Annotated in this window: 13 protein-coding genes and 1 pseudogene; 2 read left to right on the forward strand and 12 right to left on the reverse strand. The window is 30.5% G+C overall.

Annotation, left to right across the window (positions count from 1 at the left end):
• Positions 1 to 41 precede the first annotated feature (41 nt).
• Both GBO31_RS13585 and GBO31_RS13590 read right to left on the reverse strand, forming a co-directional pair.
• Positions 42 to 1970: a polysaccharide biosynthesis protein gene (locus GBO31_RS13585; protein WP_219008902.1), complete on the reverse strand. Its 1929-nt coding sequence runs from the start codon at positions 1968 to 1970 to the stop codon at positions 42 to 44.
• The gene (locus GBO31_RS13590; RefSeq protein WP_219008903.1) at positions 1967 to 3100 is read right to left on the reverse strand and encodes a DegT/DnrJ/EryC1/StrS family aminotransferase; all 1134 of its coding nucleotides are present in this window, start codon (positions 3098 to 3100) and stop codon (positions 1967 to 1969) included. The genes GBO31_RS13585 and GBO31_RS13590 overlap by 4 nt, the downstream gene beginning before the upstream one ends.
• A 696-nt stretch (positions 3101 to 3796) precedes the next feature.
• On the opposite strand from GBO31_RS13590, the gene GBO31_RS13595 reads away from it, so the two are divergent.
• Both GBO31_RS13595 and GBO31_RS13600 read left to right on the forward strand, forming a co-directional pair.
• The gene (locus GBO31_RS13595; RefSeq protein ID WP_219008904.1) at positions 3797 to 5248 is read left to right on the forward strand and encodes an MBOAT family O-acyltransferase; all 1452 of its coding nucleotides are present in this window, start codon (positions 3797 to 3799) and stop codon (positions 5246 to 5248) included.
• 28 nt (positions 5249 to 5276) lie between these two features.
• On the forward strand, positions 5277 to 6245 hold the full coding sequence (locus GBO31_RS13600; RefSeq protein ID WP_219008905.1) for a hypothetical protein: 969 nt from the start codon (positions 5277 to 5279) through the stop codon (positions 6243 to 6245).
• A gap of 6 nt (positions 6246 to 6251) precedes the next feature.
• On the opposite strand, the gene GBO31_RS13605 is transcribed toward GBO31_RS13600, so the two are convergent.
• From GBO31_RS13605 to GBO31_RS13650, 10 genes and pseudogenes are all read right to left on the reverse strand, one after another.
• Positions 6252 to 7406: a GNAT family N-acetyltransferase gene (locus tag GBO31_RS13605; protein WP_219008906.1), complete on the reverse strand. Its 1155-nt coding sequence runs from the start codon at positions 7404 to 7406 to the stop codon at positions 6252 to 6254.
• Positions 7407 to 7432: 26 nt separating this feature from the next.
• Entirely contained in the window at positions 7433 to 8521 is a 1089-nt protein-coding gene (locus tag GBO31_RS13610) for a GNAT family N-acetyltransferase (RefSeq protein ID WP_219008907.1), read from the reverse strand.
• A gap of 80 nt (positions 8522 to 8601) precedes the next feature.
• Complete coding sequence (locus GBO31_RS13615) at positions 8602 to 10176, reverse strand: FAD/NAD(P)-binding protein (RefSeq protein WP_219008908.1); 1575 nt, start codon at positions 10174 to 10176, stop codon at positions 8602 to 8604.
• Positions 10177 to 10179: 3 nt separating this feature from the next.
• On the reverse strand, positions 10180 to 10824 hold the full coding sequence (locus GBO31_RS27320) for a sialic acid O-acetyltransferase (RefSeq protein WP_219008909.1): 645 nt from the start codon (positions 10822 to 10824) through the stop codon (positions 10180 to 10182).
• A 41-nt stretch (positions 10825 to 10865) separates the two neighbouring features.
• A complete protein-coding gene (locus GBO31_RS13625) occupies positions 10866 to 11471 on the reverse strand; it encodes a sugar transferase (RefSeq protein WP_219008910.1) in 606 nt (201 codons plus the stop codon).
• Positions 11472 to 11476: 5 nt separating this feature from the next.
• Positions 11477 to 11722, reverse strand: a complete 246-nt coding sequence (locus tag GBO31_RS13630) for an acyl carrier protein (protein ID WP_219008911.1) — start codon at positions 11720 to 11722, stop codon at positions 11477 to 11479.
• A 19-nt stretch (positions 11723 to 11741) separates the two neighbouring features.
• On the reverse strand, positions 11742 to 13238 hold the full coding sequence (locus tag GBO31_RS13635; protein WP_219008912.1) for an AMP-binding protein: 1497 nt from the start codon (positions 13236 to 13238) through the stop codon (positions 11742 to 11744).
• Positions 13239 to 13263: 25 nt separating this feature from the next.
• The gene (locus GBO31_RS13640; RefSeq protein WP_219008913.1) at positions 13264 to 14361 is read right to left on the reverse strand and encodes a hypothetical protein; all 1098 of its coding nucleotides are present in this window, start codon (positions 14359 to 14361) and stop codon (positions 13264 to 13266) included.
• A gap of 24 nt (positions 14362 to 14385) precedes the next feature.
• Positions 14386 to 14991: a sugar transferase gene (locus GBO31_RS13645; RefSeq protein ID WP_219008914.1), complete on the reverse strand. Its 606-nt coding sequence runs from the start codon at positions 14989 to 14991 to the stop codon at positions 14386 to 14388.
• 255 nt (positions 14992 to 15246) lie between these two features.
• Positions 15247 to 15543 (reverse strand): annotated as a pseudogene (locus tag GBO31_RS13650) (CoF synthetase); the annotation flags it as partial.

The following is a 15543-nucleotide window of genomic DNA, read 5'->3' on the forward strand; positions in this document are numbered from 1 at the left end:
GAATAATATTCTTGTTTAATACAATTATTTTAGCAAGAAGACTAAACTAAAACTTTCTGATTTTTTTTATCAGTTTCTTTGTTTTTAATGTCTATACTTTCGAATGTAGAATTCTTAGAAATAAATTCTGGAACGATTTCTTTAAGCTTACCTACAATTTTATGATCCTGATTCAATAGATTCATAATACATAAATCATCTATTTTGTCCATAATAAGTGGACAATCATCTTCATCATGCTTACTTATCATTATTTTTTTATGATAAGTTGGTAATGTATTTTCCGTATCAGCTAAAAGTTCCTCATATAACTTCTCGCCTGGTCTCAAACCAGTTATTTCGATATCAATATCATTTGGATAGTTCAATCCTGATAATCTTATCATCTTTTTAGCTAGATCAAATATTTTAACAGACTCGCCCATATCGAATATAAAAATCTCTCCTCCGTTACCCATTGTACCTGCTTCAATAACTAGTTGAGAAGCCTCTGGTATTGTCATAAAGAAACGTGTAACATCTTTATGTGTTACTGTAAGCGGCCCTCCTTTTTCAATCTGCTTTTTGAATAGTGGAATCACAGAACCGTTTGAACCAAGGACATTTCCAAATCTGGTAGTTATAAATTTAGTCTTGCTAGTTCTATGAAGGCACTTTATATACATTTCTGCTACTCTTTTGGTAGCTCCCATTACGTTAGTAGGGTTCACAGCTTTATCCGTAGAAACAAACACAAACTTATCTACTCCAAATTCAGAAGATAAATCAGCAAGTTTTCTTGTTCCTAAAACATTAATTTTAATAGCCTCACAAGGATTATTTTCCATCAACGGAACATGTTTGTAGGCTGCTGCATGAAAAACCATATTTGGTCTAAACCTTTCGAAAATAGTTTCGATACGTTGATGATCTCTAATATCCGCAACAATAGGTGTAAAATTACTTACTCCCTTACTTAATAATTCTTGTTGTAAATCGTATAAAGGAGACTCAGCCTGATCCACCAAAACCAAATGTCTATAACTATAGAAAGAAGCTTGTCTAACTATCTCGCTTCCAATAGATCCAGCAGCACCAGTAATCATGATTACTTTATCATGTAATTCTCTTTTTATATTTTGATTCTCCAGGGCTATTGGCGCTCTATCTAACAAATCTTCAATTTGAATTTGCTTAATTTGCGAAACATTTAACTTTCCATCAATCCAATCATTAATAGCTGGTATAATCTTAACTTTAACAGATAATTTAAGTAGGTTGTCTGATATCTCAGACAAACGTTGTTTATCAATATGAGGAATTGAAACAATTATTTCAGTTATGTTATGTTTTGCTATGTAATTTTGAGTAATCGCTTGAGAACGATATACCTTAATTCCGTTTATTGTTTTTCCTGTTTTCTGCGGATTATCATCAATAAAACCAACTACGGTAACAGATTTATGAGAATCATTGGTAATAGCAGCTAGTGTAATTAATCCTGAATCACCAGCACCATAAATCATCACTCTTGAAGAATCACCTAATTTTGATTTTACATAAAGGTAGCAATACTTAAAAATCAAACGACTAGTAGTTAGTGTAATGATATTAAGTAAATAATGCACACATATTATAGATACAGGTATATTTAATAGTTCAGGAATTAATGACAGTCTACTTGAAACCATTAATGCACCACTTAGTGCTATTAAAACAGTCACCGCCAAAAATAAATTATAGGCATCTCTCATACCTGTGTGTCTAACTACACCTTTATAAGAACCTATAAGCAAAAAACTAATTCCTGCTAACACTGTCATGACCGGTATTTGGTATACGAAATTGGTCAGATCAAAATCGAAGGTAATACCAAATCTAACTACATAAGCTAAAAAGAAATTAAAAATGGTAATTGCAATATCAATAGATAATACAAGCCATTTAGATGCATGCTTATGTGAGTTATTTATTATGTAATCCTTTATCATCTCAATTCGTTTTTAATTACCGATACAATTCTAAATAAATCTTCTTCTTCAAGATTGGACCCGCTGGGTAGGCAAAGTCCACGATCAAATAGATCATCGGAAATTCCATTGAGGTAAGCATCACAATCTGCAAAAACAGGTTGAAGATGCATGGGTTTCCATAGTGGTCGTGATTCAATATTTTCCTTAGCTAATGCTAATCTTAATTTTTCTCTAACTTCGTAAGAAGTGGTCTCTATACAAGTTAGCCATCTGTTAGAATAAAACCCTTTTGGCTCTTCCAAGAATTTTACTTCTGACAAATCGCTTAGATTCTTTTTATAATAATCAAAATTATTACGCCTGTAACCTACATGTTTTTCTAATACTTCCATCTGCCCTCGTCCTATACCAGCAATGATATTACTCATTCTATAGTTATAACCGATTTCAGAATGTTGATAATGTGGAGCGTTATCTCTAGCTTGAGTAGATAGAAAAATTGCTTTTTCTTTTAATTCTGAGCTTTTAGCTATTAAAGCACCTCCTCCAGAAGTCGTTATAATCTTATTTCCGTTGAAAGATAAAATTGCGATATCTCCAAAAGTTCCACACTTAATTCCATGATAAGAACTTCCTAGAGATTCTGCACTATCTTCTAAAATAGGAATGTTATAATCAGATGCAACCTTGTGAATTTTTTCAACTAAATATGGCATACCATATAAGTGAACTGCAATGATAGCTTTTGGCGTTTTTCCTTTTGAAATTCTATCCTTTATTGCAATTTCCAATTGCTCTGGACATATATTCCATGTTTCTCTTTCACTATCAATAAAAACCGGTTTTGCACCTAAGTATGTAATTGGATTTGCAGAAGCTGCAAAAGTCAAGCTTTGGCATAACACTTCATCCCCATGTGAAACGCCTAAAAGTTGAAGACCTAAATGTAACCCTGCTGTTCCAGAACTTATAGCCGCTACGTGACTATTGTTTCCAAGATAGTTTTCAATATCATTTTCAAAACCATCTACGTTTGGCCCTAACGGTGCTACCCAATTTGTGTCAAATGCTTGTTTGACATAATCCTGCTCTGTTCCCCCCATGTGCGGTGAAGAAAGCCATATCTTTTTGGATTCTACTGCATTCATAATTTTCCCCATTAATTATTGAACAATAATTTATCCTCAACAATTGCTCCAAACTGAAACAAATGCCAGATTCTTTTTCATGACAATCTAATAAAATGTAAGGAAGAAGGGGGTAGTACTTCCAATTTTGTATTTTACTCTTACTTGCTTTAACCAATGCTAAAATAGTTTAGTTAGAGTTAATATCATTAGAAAAATTAATATTTTAGATAGAATACGTAAAAAAAGCGTTTAACAGCATAACTATTTCGAAATAGCAATTAAAACAAGGGAAATACCGTAAGAAAATTACTATATATTCTTACATAGACTTCAAGTATTTACCTACAAAATTAAGTTGACTATTCATTTATGGATGCTCAAATTCATTTTTTAACGTTTTTTAACCAAAAATTACAAAAAGTTTTACCCGTAATTTCCTACCTACAAAATTTCATAGAACTGTTTTGCAATAATATTAGATTTTTTTGCACGACAATCAAGGAAATGAACTATTTCTATGTAGGGGTTTTGCCCCTGTTATGCTACAAACTCCTAATCGAAACCACACATTTACAGGATTTTATAAAAAAAAATAGGATTATCCTTGATTTATTGAATTAATTGCACAAAATTTATATCCTTCAAAATGCATCAGTATAACAACTGTAGTAATTATAAACTAACCTTCCCCGAATTTCATATTAATGAGTATTCATGTTATTTAATTCTTTAGATTTCTTTATTTTTCTTCCAATTGTATTCGTTACATATTGGCTATTTTTCAAAAAAAACTTACAACTCCAGAATATTTTTATTCTTATTGCTAGTTATTTTTTTTATGCTATGTGGGATTGGCGCTTTTTGTTCCTTATTATAGCGAGTACAACGGTAGATTTTTTTACTGGACAACTCATACACAGTTCTACATCGGATTCATTAAGAAAAAGATGGTTGTGGATAAGTGTTATTTTCAATATTGGGCTTTTAGGATTCTTTAAATATTATAACTTCTTTATTGATTCTTGGATTGATTTCGTCAATATCTTCGGTTATGAAATGAATAGTTCTTGGACGCTTCAGATTATATTACCTGTTGGAATATCATTCTACACTTTTCAAACTATGTCATATTCGTTAGACATCTATTATAAGAGACTTGCCCCTACTAAAGATTTTATATCTTTTGCGACGTTTGTTAGTTTTTTCCCTCAATTAGTAGCAGGTCCTATAGAAAGAGCTTCTAATTTACTTTCACAAATAACAACAAAGAGAAGCTTTAGTTATTCTCAATGCAAAGAAGGGCTTAAACTTATTATTTGGGGTCTTTTTAAGAAAGTAGTAATAGCCGATGCCATTGCTCCCATTGTGGACGATATTTTTGCAAATTATACCGAGTATTCGGCTTCTACCCTTGTATTAGGAGTAACTCTTTTTAGTTTTCAAGTATATGGAGATTTTAGTGGTTATTCTGATATTGCCATTGGAACATCTAAACTTTTTGGAATAGAATTAATGTCAAATTTTAAGTTTCCAAACTTTTCCAGAAATGTGGCAGAATATTGGCAGCGATGGCATGTTTCTTTATCTACATGGTTTCGACACTATGTATATATTCCTCTTGGAGGAAGCAGAGTGAGTAAATTAAAATCTGTTAGAAATATTATCATCATTTTTTTAGTGAGTGGTTTTTGGCACGGTGCTAATTGGACTTTTGTTATTTGGGGAGCTATCCATGCACTTCTATATATTCCAGTTTTTTTGATGGGGCGTAATCGAATTTATATGAATACGGTAGTTGCTGAAAACAGTTGGTTCCCTTCTATCAAAGAAATACTACAAATCCTATTAACATTTTCATTAATAACATTTTCCAGAGTGTTTTTTAGATCAGAATCCATTACAGATGCTCTTGGTTTTCTCAAACAGATATATAGTAATTTTGGATTCGAGATTTACGAACATCCATTAGGATATAGAATGATAGATTATTTTGTTTTGTTAGTGCTTTTTGTACTTTATGAATATCAAATTAGAAGAGATGAAAGGTCACCCTTCAAGTTCAAGTCGAAAATCGTGCGGTTTGTTGCATATACATTGATAATATTAGCTATGTTGTTATTCTTTGATGATAATATAGATCGATCTTTTATTTATTTTCAGTTCTAAAATGATTATCTAAACTTTTATAAACCATATGAAAAAACTTATTCTCAAAAGTGCTTTGTATTTTTTTATGATACTCATTTCATTAGAATTGCTGGTACGCGTGTTTCATTTAGGAAAAGATACTCCAACCAGAATATTAGATGATCATAAAGTAGAGAAATGGCTTCCAAATCAACAAGGTTTTTCAGTTACTGGAAATAGGAGGCAAAATTTTTCGGAATATCATATAAACAATTCAGGTTTTAATTCTTATCGAGAATTTACTCCCACAAAAGACAAGTATGAAGTAGCTCTTGTTGGTGATTCTTTTATAGAAGGTTTTCATCAAAATTATTACAATTCTATTGGAAAAAAAATAGAAACATCTATTCCAGGTATTGAAGTTTACGAATATGGATATGCGGGATATGATTTTGCAGATCAATTGCATCTAATATACGAGTACAAAGAAAAATTTGAAGTTATAGATCATGTTATTTTGGGTATCAAATTCTCCAATGACCTTACCAGAGGTGAATACAAAGTTGTTACTGGAAGATTAGCTTTAGAATCTCCAATGAATAGATTACTCAAAAAAAGTAAGTTACTTGTTTATTGCAAAAGTATAGGTATTCTCGATCCTCCGCAGAGGTTATTGTATCGCTTAAAAAATATCCTTAACCCTCCTGCCCCAAGCAAAACAATAGATGAACAAGAAAAAACACGTTTACAAAAAGAAAAAGAAAAAAAATATTTAGCAAATTTTCAAAGTTTAGTTGCTAAGTATGGTTATGATAAAAATCGATTTACTTTATTATTAGATTCAAGAATCACCAGTGATTATTTCCTATCATTTCTAAATAAAGAAGGTTTTAGATATATTGATTTTTCTAGTTATTTTGAGAAAAGCAAGAAGTCTACTACACTAATTTATGACAGGCACTGGAATGATAACGGAAGAACACTAATCGCAAAATCAATATCTGATTATATCAAGAGTTTAGATACTATGGAGTAATCAATATTATCTAATATCTACCTTTTGCATTTTTGATGTACCTAGTATCAAAAATGATTTCTTTTGTTCTGACAGGGCTACAACCCTAACATTTGAAACCTTATCTATACTAGTATATAAAAAATCAAAGACTTTTCTTCTTAACTCCTTATATTCAACAGAATTATAATCTATTATTTCAAGGTTTTCATCATACTTCAAATCTTCGATTGGGGAAACTTCATATCGTATTGAAGGTGTTTGAGATACTTCTTTTCGTTTAGCTTTATACTTTTTATAACGAACATAAGCTATTTTAAAAACGAATTCTTTAAGAAGCACTTTGCAATATTCAATATTCCCTTTTATAGCTCCTATAAAAGATTTTTTGGGATATATAATTTGATGTTCGAAATTATAAATATGATTACACCATTCTCTTTTATAACTTAGATCACCCATACCCATTTCATAGGATACATGATCATTCTCTATAAGCCAATCTAATTTTTTATAAATCTCAACACTACCCAAACTAAATTTAGAATAATCGATATCATAAGAAGAAATCGCACTAAATAATCTATTCTCAAAATGATGATTTAAGGAGATTATTATTGGCTGATCTCCATCAAAAGCAACAAACATAGACGCTTTTTTTTCATTAATTAAAGAGAAATACATTTTCTTATAATAGTCCCATCGCAAAAGACTTTGACTAACATCATTACGTTGTTCAAATCTACGAACTAGCATTTGCTCAAGCTGATCCATATACTGATCATACTCATTCTGATCTATACTACCGTAATATGTTTTGTAGGAAATATTAAAACAGTTTTCTAATCTTTTAATTCTTCTTCTAATTCCTTTTGCATTACTTCTAAAACGATGCTTGATATACGCATCTGCATTTGAAAAACCATCCAAAAATATTGCATATCCTTTGAAAAACTGAGGGACTTTTTTAACAACAAAATTGGTGTCATCAAGATTTGGTTTAAGATAATCTGGAATAAAGAAAACCGAGTAAATAGTACTTGGACTTTCAATTAAAGAAGGATCATGATTCTGATTTTTTAAAACCTCATTAGAGCCTTCAGATAGTACTCCTGAAAATATTTTAGGTATTGAGCATTTTTCAAAAAGCTCGAAGAAATAATCTATATGCTGTTTTTTCACACTTTAAAATTTCGGGATCCTTGTTACTATCTATTATTAAGCCTATAATATGGAAAAAAGTATTTATCAAGATCCTCTTTATCTAAATCTGCATATTCCTTACTAGAAGATAAACATAACTCGCTATACACCTCTTTATTAATAACTTTTCTACCTGTATAAAACATTACATCCTCATCCTTAGGGAAAAGAGATTTTTTATTCTTATACAATCCATCTCCATCTTTCATTCCTCCTCCAAGAACATAATACTTTTTACCATTATTTATAGCCCATTCTATTACTTTTACTCTTAAAAAGTCATTCGGTCTATAACTAAAGTATTCTGCATTTGTCCCTCCTAGAAAAGCGAAAATAATGTCATTATAATTAATAATTAGTTCTACAGAAATCGGGATTTCCTTATAATAAACAACAACGATAGAGAAGTTATTAAGATTGGATAAAATCAAATCTTCAAAATATTTATTAGAGAAAAAATAAATCTTATCAGCATTATTTCTAGTCATCGTATCCTCATATATGCTATGGAAGATTTTTATAATGTCTTTATTGATCTCCTTTTTATGAAAAACCTTAAAAGTCAGATCATAATTAATCGCTTTTCTATAATTATTTCGAACCTTTGGAAGAAATGCATTCCACTGATCTTCAAATTGATCTAGCAATCCACCTTTTACATTAGACAAAGTTTTGATTAAGGTTCCAGAGTAATTTTCATGGTTTGAATTTAAACTAAACCTAATAAACTCAGATATTACATTATTTTCTTTATACCAAATATCCACTAATCTCCAAAACTCAGAAAGATCTTCTGAAGTCACATCATCGTTAAACAATGGTCCATTATAACCATAGGGGCTTATCACATCATAATAAGGGTAATCTACTTCATTAATCTTAATTTCCCGGAGTACAAAAGGCATCAAAATAATAGGAACATTATCTTTTTCTAACAAAAAACATTTCAACTGATCCGTTTCTTTCCCAAAATAACGTATATGCTCTATCGAATAATACACATTATTTCCCCATTTTTTTGTAAGTAGATCTTTATAACTCTGTATTGCTACAGAATCATTCAGTTCTTTTATTTGTATTTTATAGTTGTTCAATGCAAAAATATTTGGTATGGATATTTCGGTTTATTATACTCTCAATCTAGGGGTATATAGATTTAATTATTTTAGTCAACTCATTTCTCAGTTTCTAATAACTTAAAATATTCGTAGACCTTACTGGCTAACACATTCGAAAGCCAAATAATTCTACCACAATGCTCTACATGCCATACAGCATTACCTTCAAAGATATTACCTGCCAATAGCGGTCCCATTATATGTAGGTTATTCTTAGCTTCTAAAGATTCATTAACATCAAAACCAATATTAGATACGTTTGGTACACATAGGTTCTTTTCGATAAGATTAGTCAACAATTTAGGAATATCGGTAGCTTTAAAATTTGTACTCCCAATACAATTAAACACCAAATGAACTGAATCTTCACTAATTACATTTTCTTTAGATTTTGTATCTAAATATTTTAAGAAATATTCATCATTAGCACCCAAGTTTATGTCTACAAATCTACCAGCGATATGTTCAAAACGATTTTCTTCTTTTAAGGATTCTATGGTTTTCGAATAATGATAACCAGCACAACGTTGTCTTCTTCCAATGTCATTTCCATATAAACAAGCAAACTCTTTTAATTCCTTTTGGTCCAATTTTTTCAACAATGAACCGAAGGCTTTCGATATAATATCTACAGTTGATGCTGCTCCTAACTTCATCTCGTCAGCCAAGTCTAAATCTTTATAGGTAGCATCTGCGATTTGCTTTGCTGTAAGATGATCAGCCTCTGCAAGAGCCAATAGGTTTTTTGGCTGATATTTCTTTTTACCTTCTTCGTCTATAATAGAATCAGGAGAAAGACCTTGGGTAGATAGCATTGTAAACTTATTGATTTTAGAGGAAATCGCATCTAAATCATTTAGTTTATATAACATTTCTAGACCACTAGCATTAGCTCCTACAATTAGAGCATTGATTGTATGATCTTTCTTTTGTTCCAAGAAGATCTCTAAATCTTTTAATACCTTTTTTAAACTTGGTTTATAAGGATTATTAATGAACATTAGATTATCCTTTTCAATTAAATCTTCATCTTCCCATAGTTTAAAAGTAGGAAGCGACCCTACTGAAACAATTACTTTTTCGGAAGTAAGAAATTTGTCATCACAAAGTGACAGCTTATAAATACCATCATTTTGTTCTAAATCAATTACTTCAGAATTTATAAAATTCACCGATACTCGGTTTTCCTTCTCGGATTTTTCAATAGTGCTTTTAACTTTTTCTTCGATATAACATCCAAAAAACCGACGTGGAATAAAAAGGTCATCCCATTCATTATTCTTAAGTCTATCTTTATGTGTTGCTAACCATTCTGATGACAGTTGCCCTCCTTCTTTTCTAAACTCTTCTAGCAGCTGTTCTTTATTTGAATTAAGCCATTTTATGAACTTACTTAATTCAGGTTCCGGTAAAAAGTTTTTCAAAGAGGTAATCAACAAAACGGAATATCCAGATCTAATTCCATAGGGAATTCCTGTATAAAACTCCGGATACTTATCGATAATGGTTAGCGATATTTTCTTTTTAATTGGTTTCTTTTCTAAAAGATCAAGAAAGTTCAAAATAGAGAATGAGGATGAAATTCCTGATCCAATAAAAGTGATATCTGTGTGGTTAATTTTAAAATCCATAACCTATGGTTGTTTGGTTTTTATTACACGAGCTGGATTACCAACTACTGTAGTGTATTCTGGGACGTCCTTTATAATAACTGTCCCTGCCCCTACTAATGTTTCTTTTCCAATTTCTTTAACTCCAGTCATTGCCGTAACCCCCATACCGATGTAGGCATTTTTTCTAACATTGATCAATGCTCCAATATTTACTCCTGAAGACATAAAAACTCCATCTTCTAAAGTTACATGATGCGCAATGGTACTATCCATATTAATCATGATATAGTTGCCTATAGTTGTATGTGGCATTACAATATTTCCTGCAAGCATATACACTGCTTCTCCGATTGTTACATCAGGAGCAATAGAAACGGTATGATGTAAAAAACCTGGTATACCATATCCTTCTTTTTTAAGTGTGGATAAGTATTYTACTCTTACGGCATTCACACCAATCGGACAATATACATCCTGTATTTTATTTTTAAATTCGTCTGTAAACAAATCCTTGTACATACCTATTACTGGTATCCCAATAACATCTTTACCTACTAATTCTGAATTATCATCTATAAAACCAATGATATTTATCCCAGCTTCTTTTAGGTAAGATGCATATACTTGTCCTTGTGTTCCTGCACCAATGATTACCGCATTTTTCACTTCTTTATAATATAGTTTTTAGTTGTTTTTATTTAGTTTGGTTAATTGTTTCCCGTAAAAGTAGGCATATTTACATTTTCGCCACTATTAATGTCTTCTTTAAACAAAACTTTCTTTATAGTTTTGATGATAATTTTTAGATCTAGTTTAAAGCTAATATGTTCTGTATACCACACATCTAGCTTGAATTTTTCATCCCAAGAAATTGCATTTCTTCCATTTACCTGTGCCCATCCAGTTATTCCAGGTTTTACATCATGTCTTTTTTTCTGAACGTCGTTATATAATGGTAAATACTTTACTAAAAGAGGACGCGGACCAATTAAACTCATATCACCCTTCAAAACATTAAATAATTGTGGGATTTCATCTAATGAATATTTCCTTATAAATTTACCTGTTTTAGTAATTCTTTGTTCAAAGGGTAATAATTCTCCTTTCTCATCTTTCTTGTCATTCATACTCTTGAACTTAATGATTTTGAAAATTCTTTCTTTTTTACCGGGTCTTTTCTGAAAAAAGAAAGGTTTTCCATCATTAGCTATTGCTAATAAAACAATTAACAAAAGAATAATTGGCGATAAAAAAAATATTCCTAAAAAACTTAGCGTAAAATCTATAAAACGTTTTATAAACCACTGATACATAACATTTATGCTTGTAATTCTGATTCTATACAATTAAGTAAATCTCCAACATTATTCATGTTCATAAGATCCATTAATTTGAATTTAATACCAAAACTCTTTTCTACTTCAGTAATGATCATCATATGTGTTATTGATTCCCAGCCATCAACATCGTTTGCAGTGGTTTCATCAGAAAGTTGGAAATTCTCGTGTTCTAATACACTAATAAATGCTGTTCTTACTTTAGATAAAATCTCTTCTCTGTTCATCTATTGGTTATTTTAGTTTTTATTTTAAGTTAAAGTGTTTCTTTAGTTCTTTTCTATCTATTTTACCATTAATGCTATGAGGAAATTCTTTTACAAACCTCACATGCATTGGAATCATATAAGAAGGCATCATTGATTTCATATGATCGAAAATATATTCGGTGTCAAATTCTTCGGACTCTATCGCTAATCCAAGTTCTGCGTTACCAAGATCATTGGTGATATCTAATGCCACCATATTCACTTTCTTTTCTGATTTTGATTTGGCATGAAACTCTATTTCCGCTAATTCGACTCTATATCCTCTTATTTTTACCTGGAAATCTGCTCTACCTACATATAGAAAATCCCCTTCTTCATCTTTTAGACAAAGATCTCCTGTTTTGTAATATCTTATGCTTTTCCCATTCACTTCTCGATTGAAAAAGCTTTTTGCATTTCTTTCCTCATTTTTCCAATATCCAGGTGTAATTTGTGGTCCTCCTAAACACAACTCACCTGTCTCTCCTACTGGAACTTCTTCATTATTTTCATTAACAACCAAATACAAAGTGTCCTTTTGTGGTGTACCAATAGCGATGATACCATTGTGAGATTTTGTTGCTGTCTCTTTGTGATATGGATAAAAACCACTATACACCGTAAATTCAGTTGGACCATAGTAGTTGAAAATTTTGCAATTTGGCAAACAGTCACTCCATTCTTTTGCTATATCACTGTGCAAAGCTCCTCCTCCAAAACTACAATATCTAACATCTGGTGCATTGATCTCTCCAAAATAAGGTCTTAAGTAGTTAATAATTGATGGTACCATGGTTAGAACCGTTAACTTTTCTTCATTTATTAATTTAAAAATGTAGAAATATTTGATAGCTCCTTTAGGAATTGTATACATACATGATCCAGCTAATAAAGGAAATAAATAAGTGACCACAGAAAAATCAAATGTAAGTTCGAACATCTGCAAACATCTATCTTCGGGAACTAAATTAAAAGTAGGTTCGGCATCAATGGCACCTACTAGAGCTTGCACATTATTAAAAGTAATTGGAACTCCTTTAGGTAAACCTGTTGTACCTGAAGTAAACAAGATATATGCTAATTCATCACCAGAAAAATCTTTCGGAACTAAATTGATTTCAGTATTTGATAATTCTTTTGAAGCAATTACTGTGTAGTCTGTATAAACAGATTTTTCAGAAGAATCGATAACATATTGTGTTCCTGTTTGTTCAAAAACTTTGGCATTACGCTCAAAAGGAACTTCAGGATTTACCGGAACATATGCTTTTCCTTCTAACCATAATGCTAAAATACTTGCATAAGTCTGAATATCATCATTAGTTACCAAACCGATTAGCTTTTCAGAATCATCAATTGTATCAACTACTGCTGCTCTTATATTAGATATCTCCTGAGCAAAATTCTGATAATTATAAAACACACTATTGATACATAACACATTATGATCTGCATGTTTTTCTATTGATTCCTGAAGTCTTTTTACAAATTCCATATGGTTTGATTGGTTATGCAATTAATTAATAAAAATGTCCATCTCGATTTAACATTTCAAAATGCTCTGTTTCGACTTTAGTATCATTATGTGCTAAGCCTTTTTTAGTCACTTTATGGGTAAAAATAGTCTTAAATCTTTTGGTAATATTGTCAGACAATTTTGTATCGTCAGTAAATATAAAAGTAGTTCCCTGCTTTATAAAATTTTCTATAAGTGCATCCACACAGATATCGTAATTCTCTTCTTTTTCTACAAGGAAATATTTCACATTAAATTCATTATAATTTACGACATAAGATAAAAATCCAATGATCTCATCATCTTTTAAAATCTTGAGATTGTGCAGATAAATATTATTACTTATTCCTGTCTGCAATGATTTATACGGGTGTCTTTCTGGTACTGGTGTCTGTAAATATTGGCTAGCATCAATTTGCCAATCAACATATTCTTTAGTTTTATATATTAAATCACTCTTGCATAATGGCGCTATAAATCGCCAAGTATCATTATCTAATTGATTTACATACTCATAAGCAAGTTCTTTTACACTACTTTTTAATTTAGATCTATTAAAAAATCTAATCATAGAACCAACAACACTATCAAATCGATCTAAAATAAATTTAAATGATTTTAAAAATTTAAATCTGCCTATTAACATAGATGCATCTAAACTGAAGAATATTGTATGCCTTAATCGAGATGCAATTACTTTAAAAGGTTGCTTTTCATAAAACGTAGTTACATTTTCTGCATATGATTTAATCAATACTTGCTTTCCAGTAAGATTAACAGCTTCATTATAAATATATGTCCCTAAAACAGTGTCTTTATAGGATTTATGAACCCACCAAGATATCATCCAATATACTTTTTTGGGCTGATCGTCATTAGCGTTTAATAAATCTGGAAACATAAAAATAAAAGAAATCATTTTGTCTCCTTCATACCCTAAAACTCCACAATAGTCGTCATCTTCTATTCTATTATTTGCTACTAACCATATAGCTTTACTTTTTGGTAAAGGAGCAAGATCATTTTTCCAATAAGTATTTTTATCAATAGCTTCTCTTAACATTTTCTTTGTTAAGCCTATAACTTGTAAATCTTTACTCATTCTATATTCTTGTAATTCGATTAATTAGTTAGTACCGTTGAACCATTCTGACGTAAGCTCATTAGATAAATTCACATCTTCTTTTTTTATTACTTTTTTTAGTGTAAGGCCAATTATTTTCAGATCTAGCAAAAAACTGCAGTTCTTTACATACCAAACATCATACTCAAACTTTTTTGTCCAAGAAATAGAATTTCTACCATTTACCTGAGCCCATCCTGTTATTCCAGGTCTTACATTATGTCTTTTTTTCTGAGTTTCATTATAGACAGGTAAATATTCTATGATCAGAGGCCTTGGGCCTATTAAACTCATATCACCTTTTAATACATTGATCAGCTGCGGAATTTCATCAAGAGATGTWTTTCTAACAAAAGTTCCAATAGGAGTCATCCTATCTTTATCTGGTAATAAGTTCCCTTCTTGATCCTTTAGATCATTCATAGTTTTGAACTTAATGATACTAAAGATTTTTTCATCTTTTCCTGGACGTCTTTGCACAAAAAAAGGTTTGCCATTATTTGCAACAGCTAAAAAAACAATTACTATAAAAAATAAAGGAGAAATGAATAGTAGTAGCATAAAAGCTACACCAAAATCTAATATTCTTTTAAAAAAATGTCTATACACTTTATCTTTTATTTAATGACGAACAACAATTTACAGCACAGTAAAAACTGACTATACTTCTATTTTTAAAATACAGGGGAAACGAGATAGATAAATGACTAATATCTGACAAGGGGAACGCAGTGATCATCATATCTATAATTCTATGTTTAGAATCGGTGGCAAATATACAATCTATATTTTATTTTTTTAACTAAAATTAACTTCTTTTTAAACAAAAAGAACTCTTAGTTAACCTCTAGAATTTAAGAAGATTTAAGCAGTAAATTCATTAACAATAGCTCTTTGTTTTCCTGAACTTAGTAGTGGTATCTCAGAAACGTATTCAATTCTAATATCTGCATCCTCGCCTAAATATTCTTTGAATTCGTTTATAAATTCAAATTCTTTATCAAAAACCTTACTTTCAGTTTTTAATTTAAAAAGATATTCTTTTTCAGCTTTTTGAATAATTTGTCGTTGTTTTACTTGCTTATATTTATTGATAACCAACAAAATACTAGTCGATAAGATTTCTCCAGATGTATTCCGAATCATATCCATTTTTCTCCC

It is taken from the genome of Aquimarina litoralis (assembly GCF_019295435.1).
In the GTDB taxonomy this organism is placed as follows: Bacteria; Bacteroidota; Bacteroidia; order Flavobacteriales; family Flavobacteriaceae; genus Aquimarina; species Aquimarina litoralis_A.

What these genes read in the sequence shown, in the direction of transcription:
- GBO31_RS13585 (WP_219008902.1), bottom strand. Translation starts at nt 1,970, where the DNA reads ATGATAAAGGATTACATAATAAATAACTCACATAAGCATGCATCTAAA.
- GBO31_RS13590 (WP_219008903.1), bottom strand. Translation starts at nt 3,100, where the DNA reads ATGAATGCAGTAGAATCCAAAAAGATATGGCTTTCTTCACCGCACATG.
- GBO31_RS13595 (WP_219008904.1), top strand. Translation starts at nt 3,797, where the DNA reads ATGTTATTTAATTCTTTAGATTTCTTTATTTTTCTTCCAATTGTATTC.
- GBO31_RS13600 (WP_219008905.1), top strand. Translation starts at nt 5,277, where the DNA reads ATGAAAAAACTTATTCTCAAAAGTGCTTTGTATTTTTTTATGATACTC.
- GBO31_RS13615 (WP_219008908.1), bottom strand. Translation starts at nt 10,176, where the DNA reads ATGGATTTTAAAATTAACCACACAGATATCACTTTTATTGGATCAGGA.
- GBO31_RS13625 (WP_219008910.1), bottom strand. Translation starts at nt 11,471, where the DNA reads ATGTATCAGTGGTTTATAAAACGTTTTATAGATTTTACGCTAAGTTTT.
- GBO31_RS13630 (WP_219008911.1), bottom strand. Translation starts at nt 11,722, where the DNA reads ATGAACAGAGAAGAGATTTTATCTAAAGTAAGAACAGCATTTATTAGT.
- GBO31_RS13635 (WP_219008912.1), bottom strand. Translation starts at nt 13,238, where the DNA reads ATGGAATTTGTAAAAAGACTTCAGGAATCAATAGAAAAACATGCAGAT.
- GBO31_RS13640 (WP_219008913.1), bottom strand. Translation starts at nt 14,361, where the DNA reads ATGAGTAAAGATTTACAAGTTATAGGCTTAACAAAGAAAATGTTAAGA.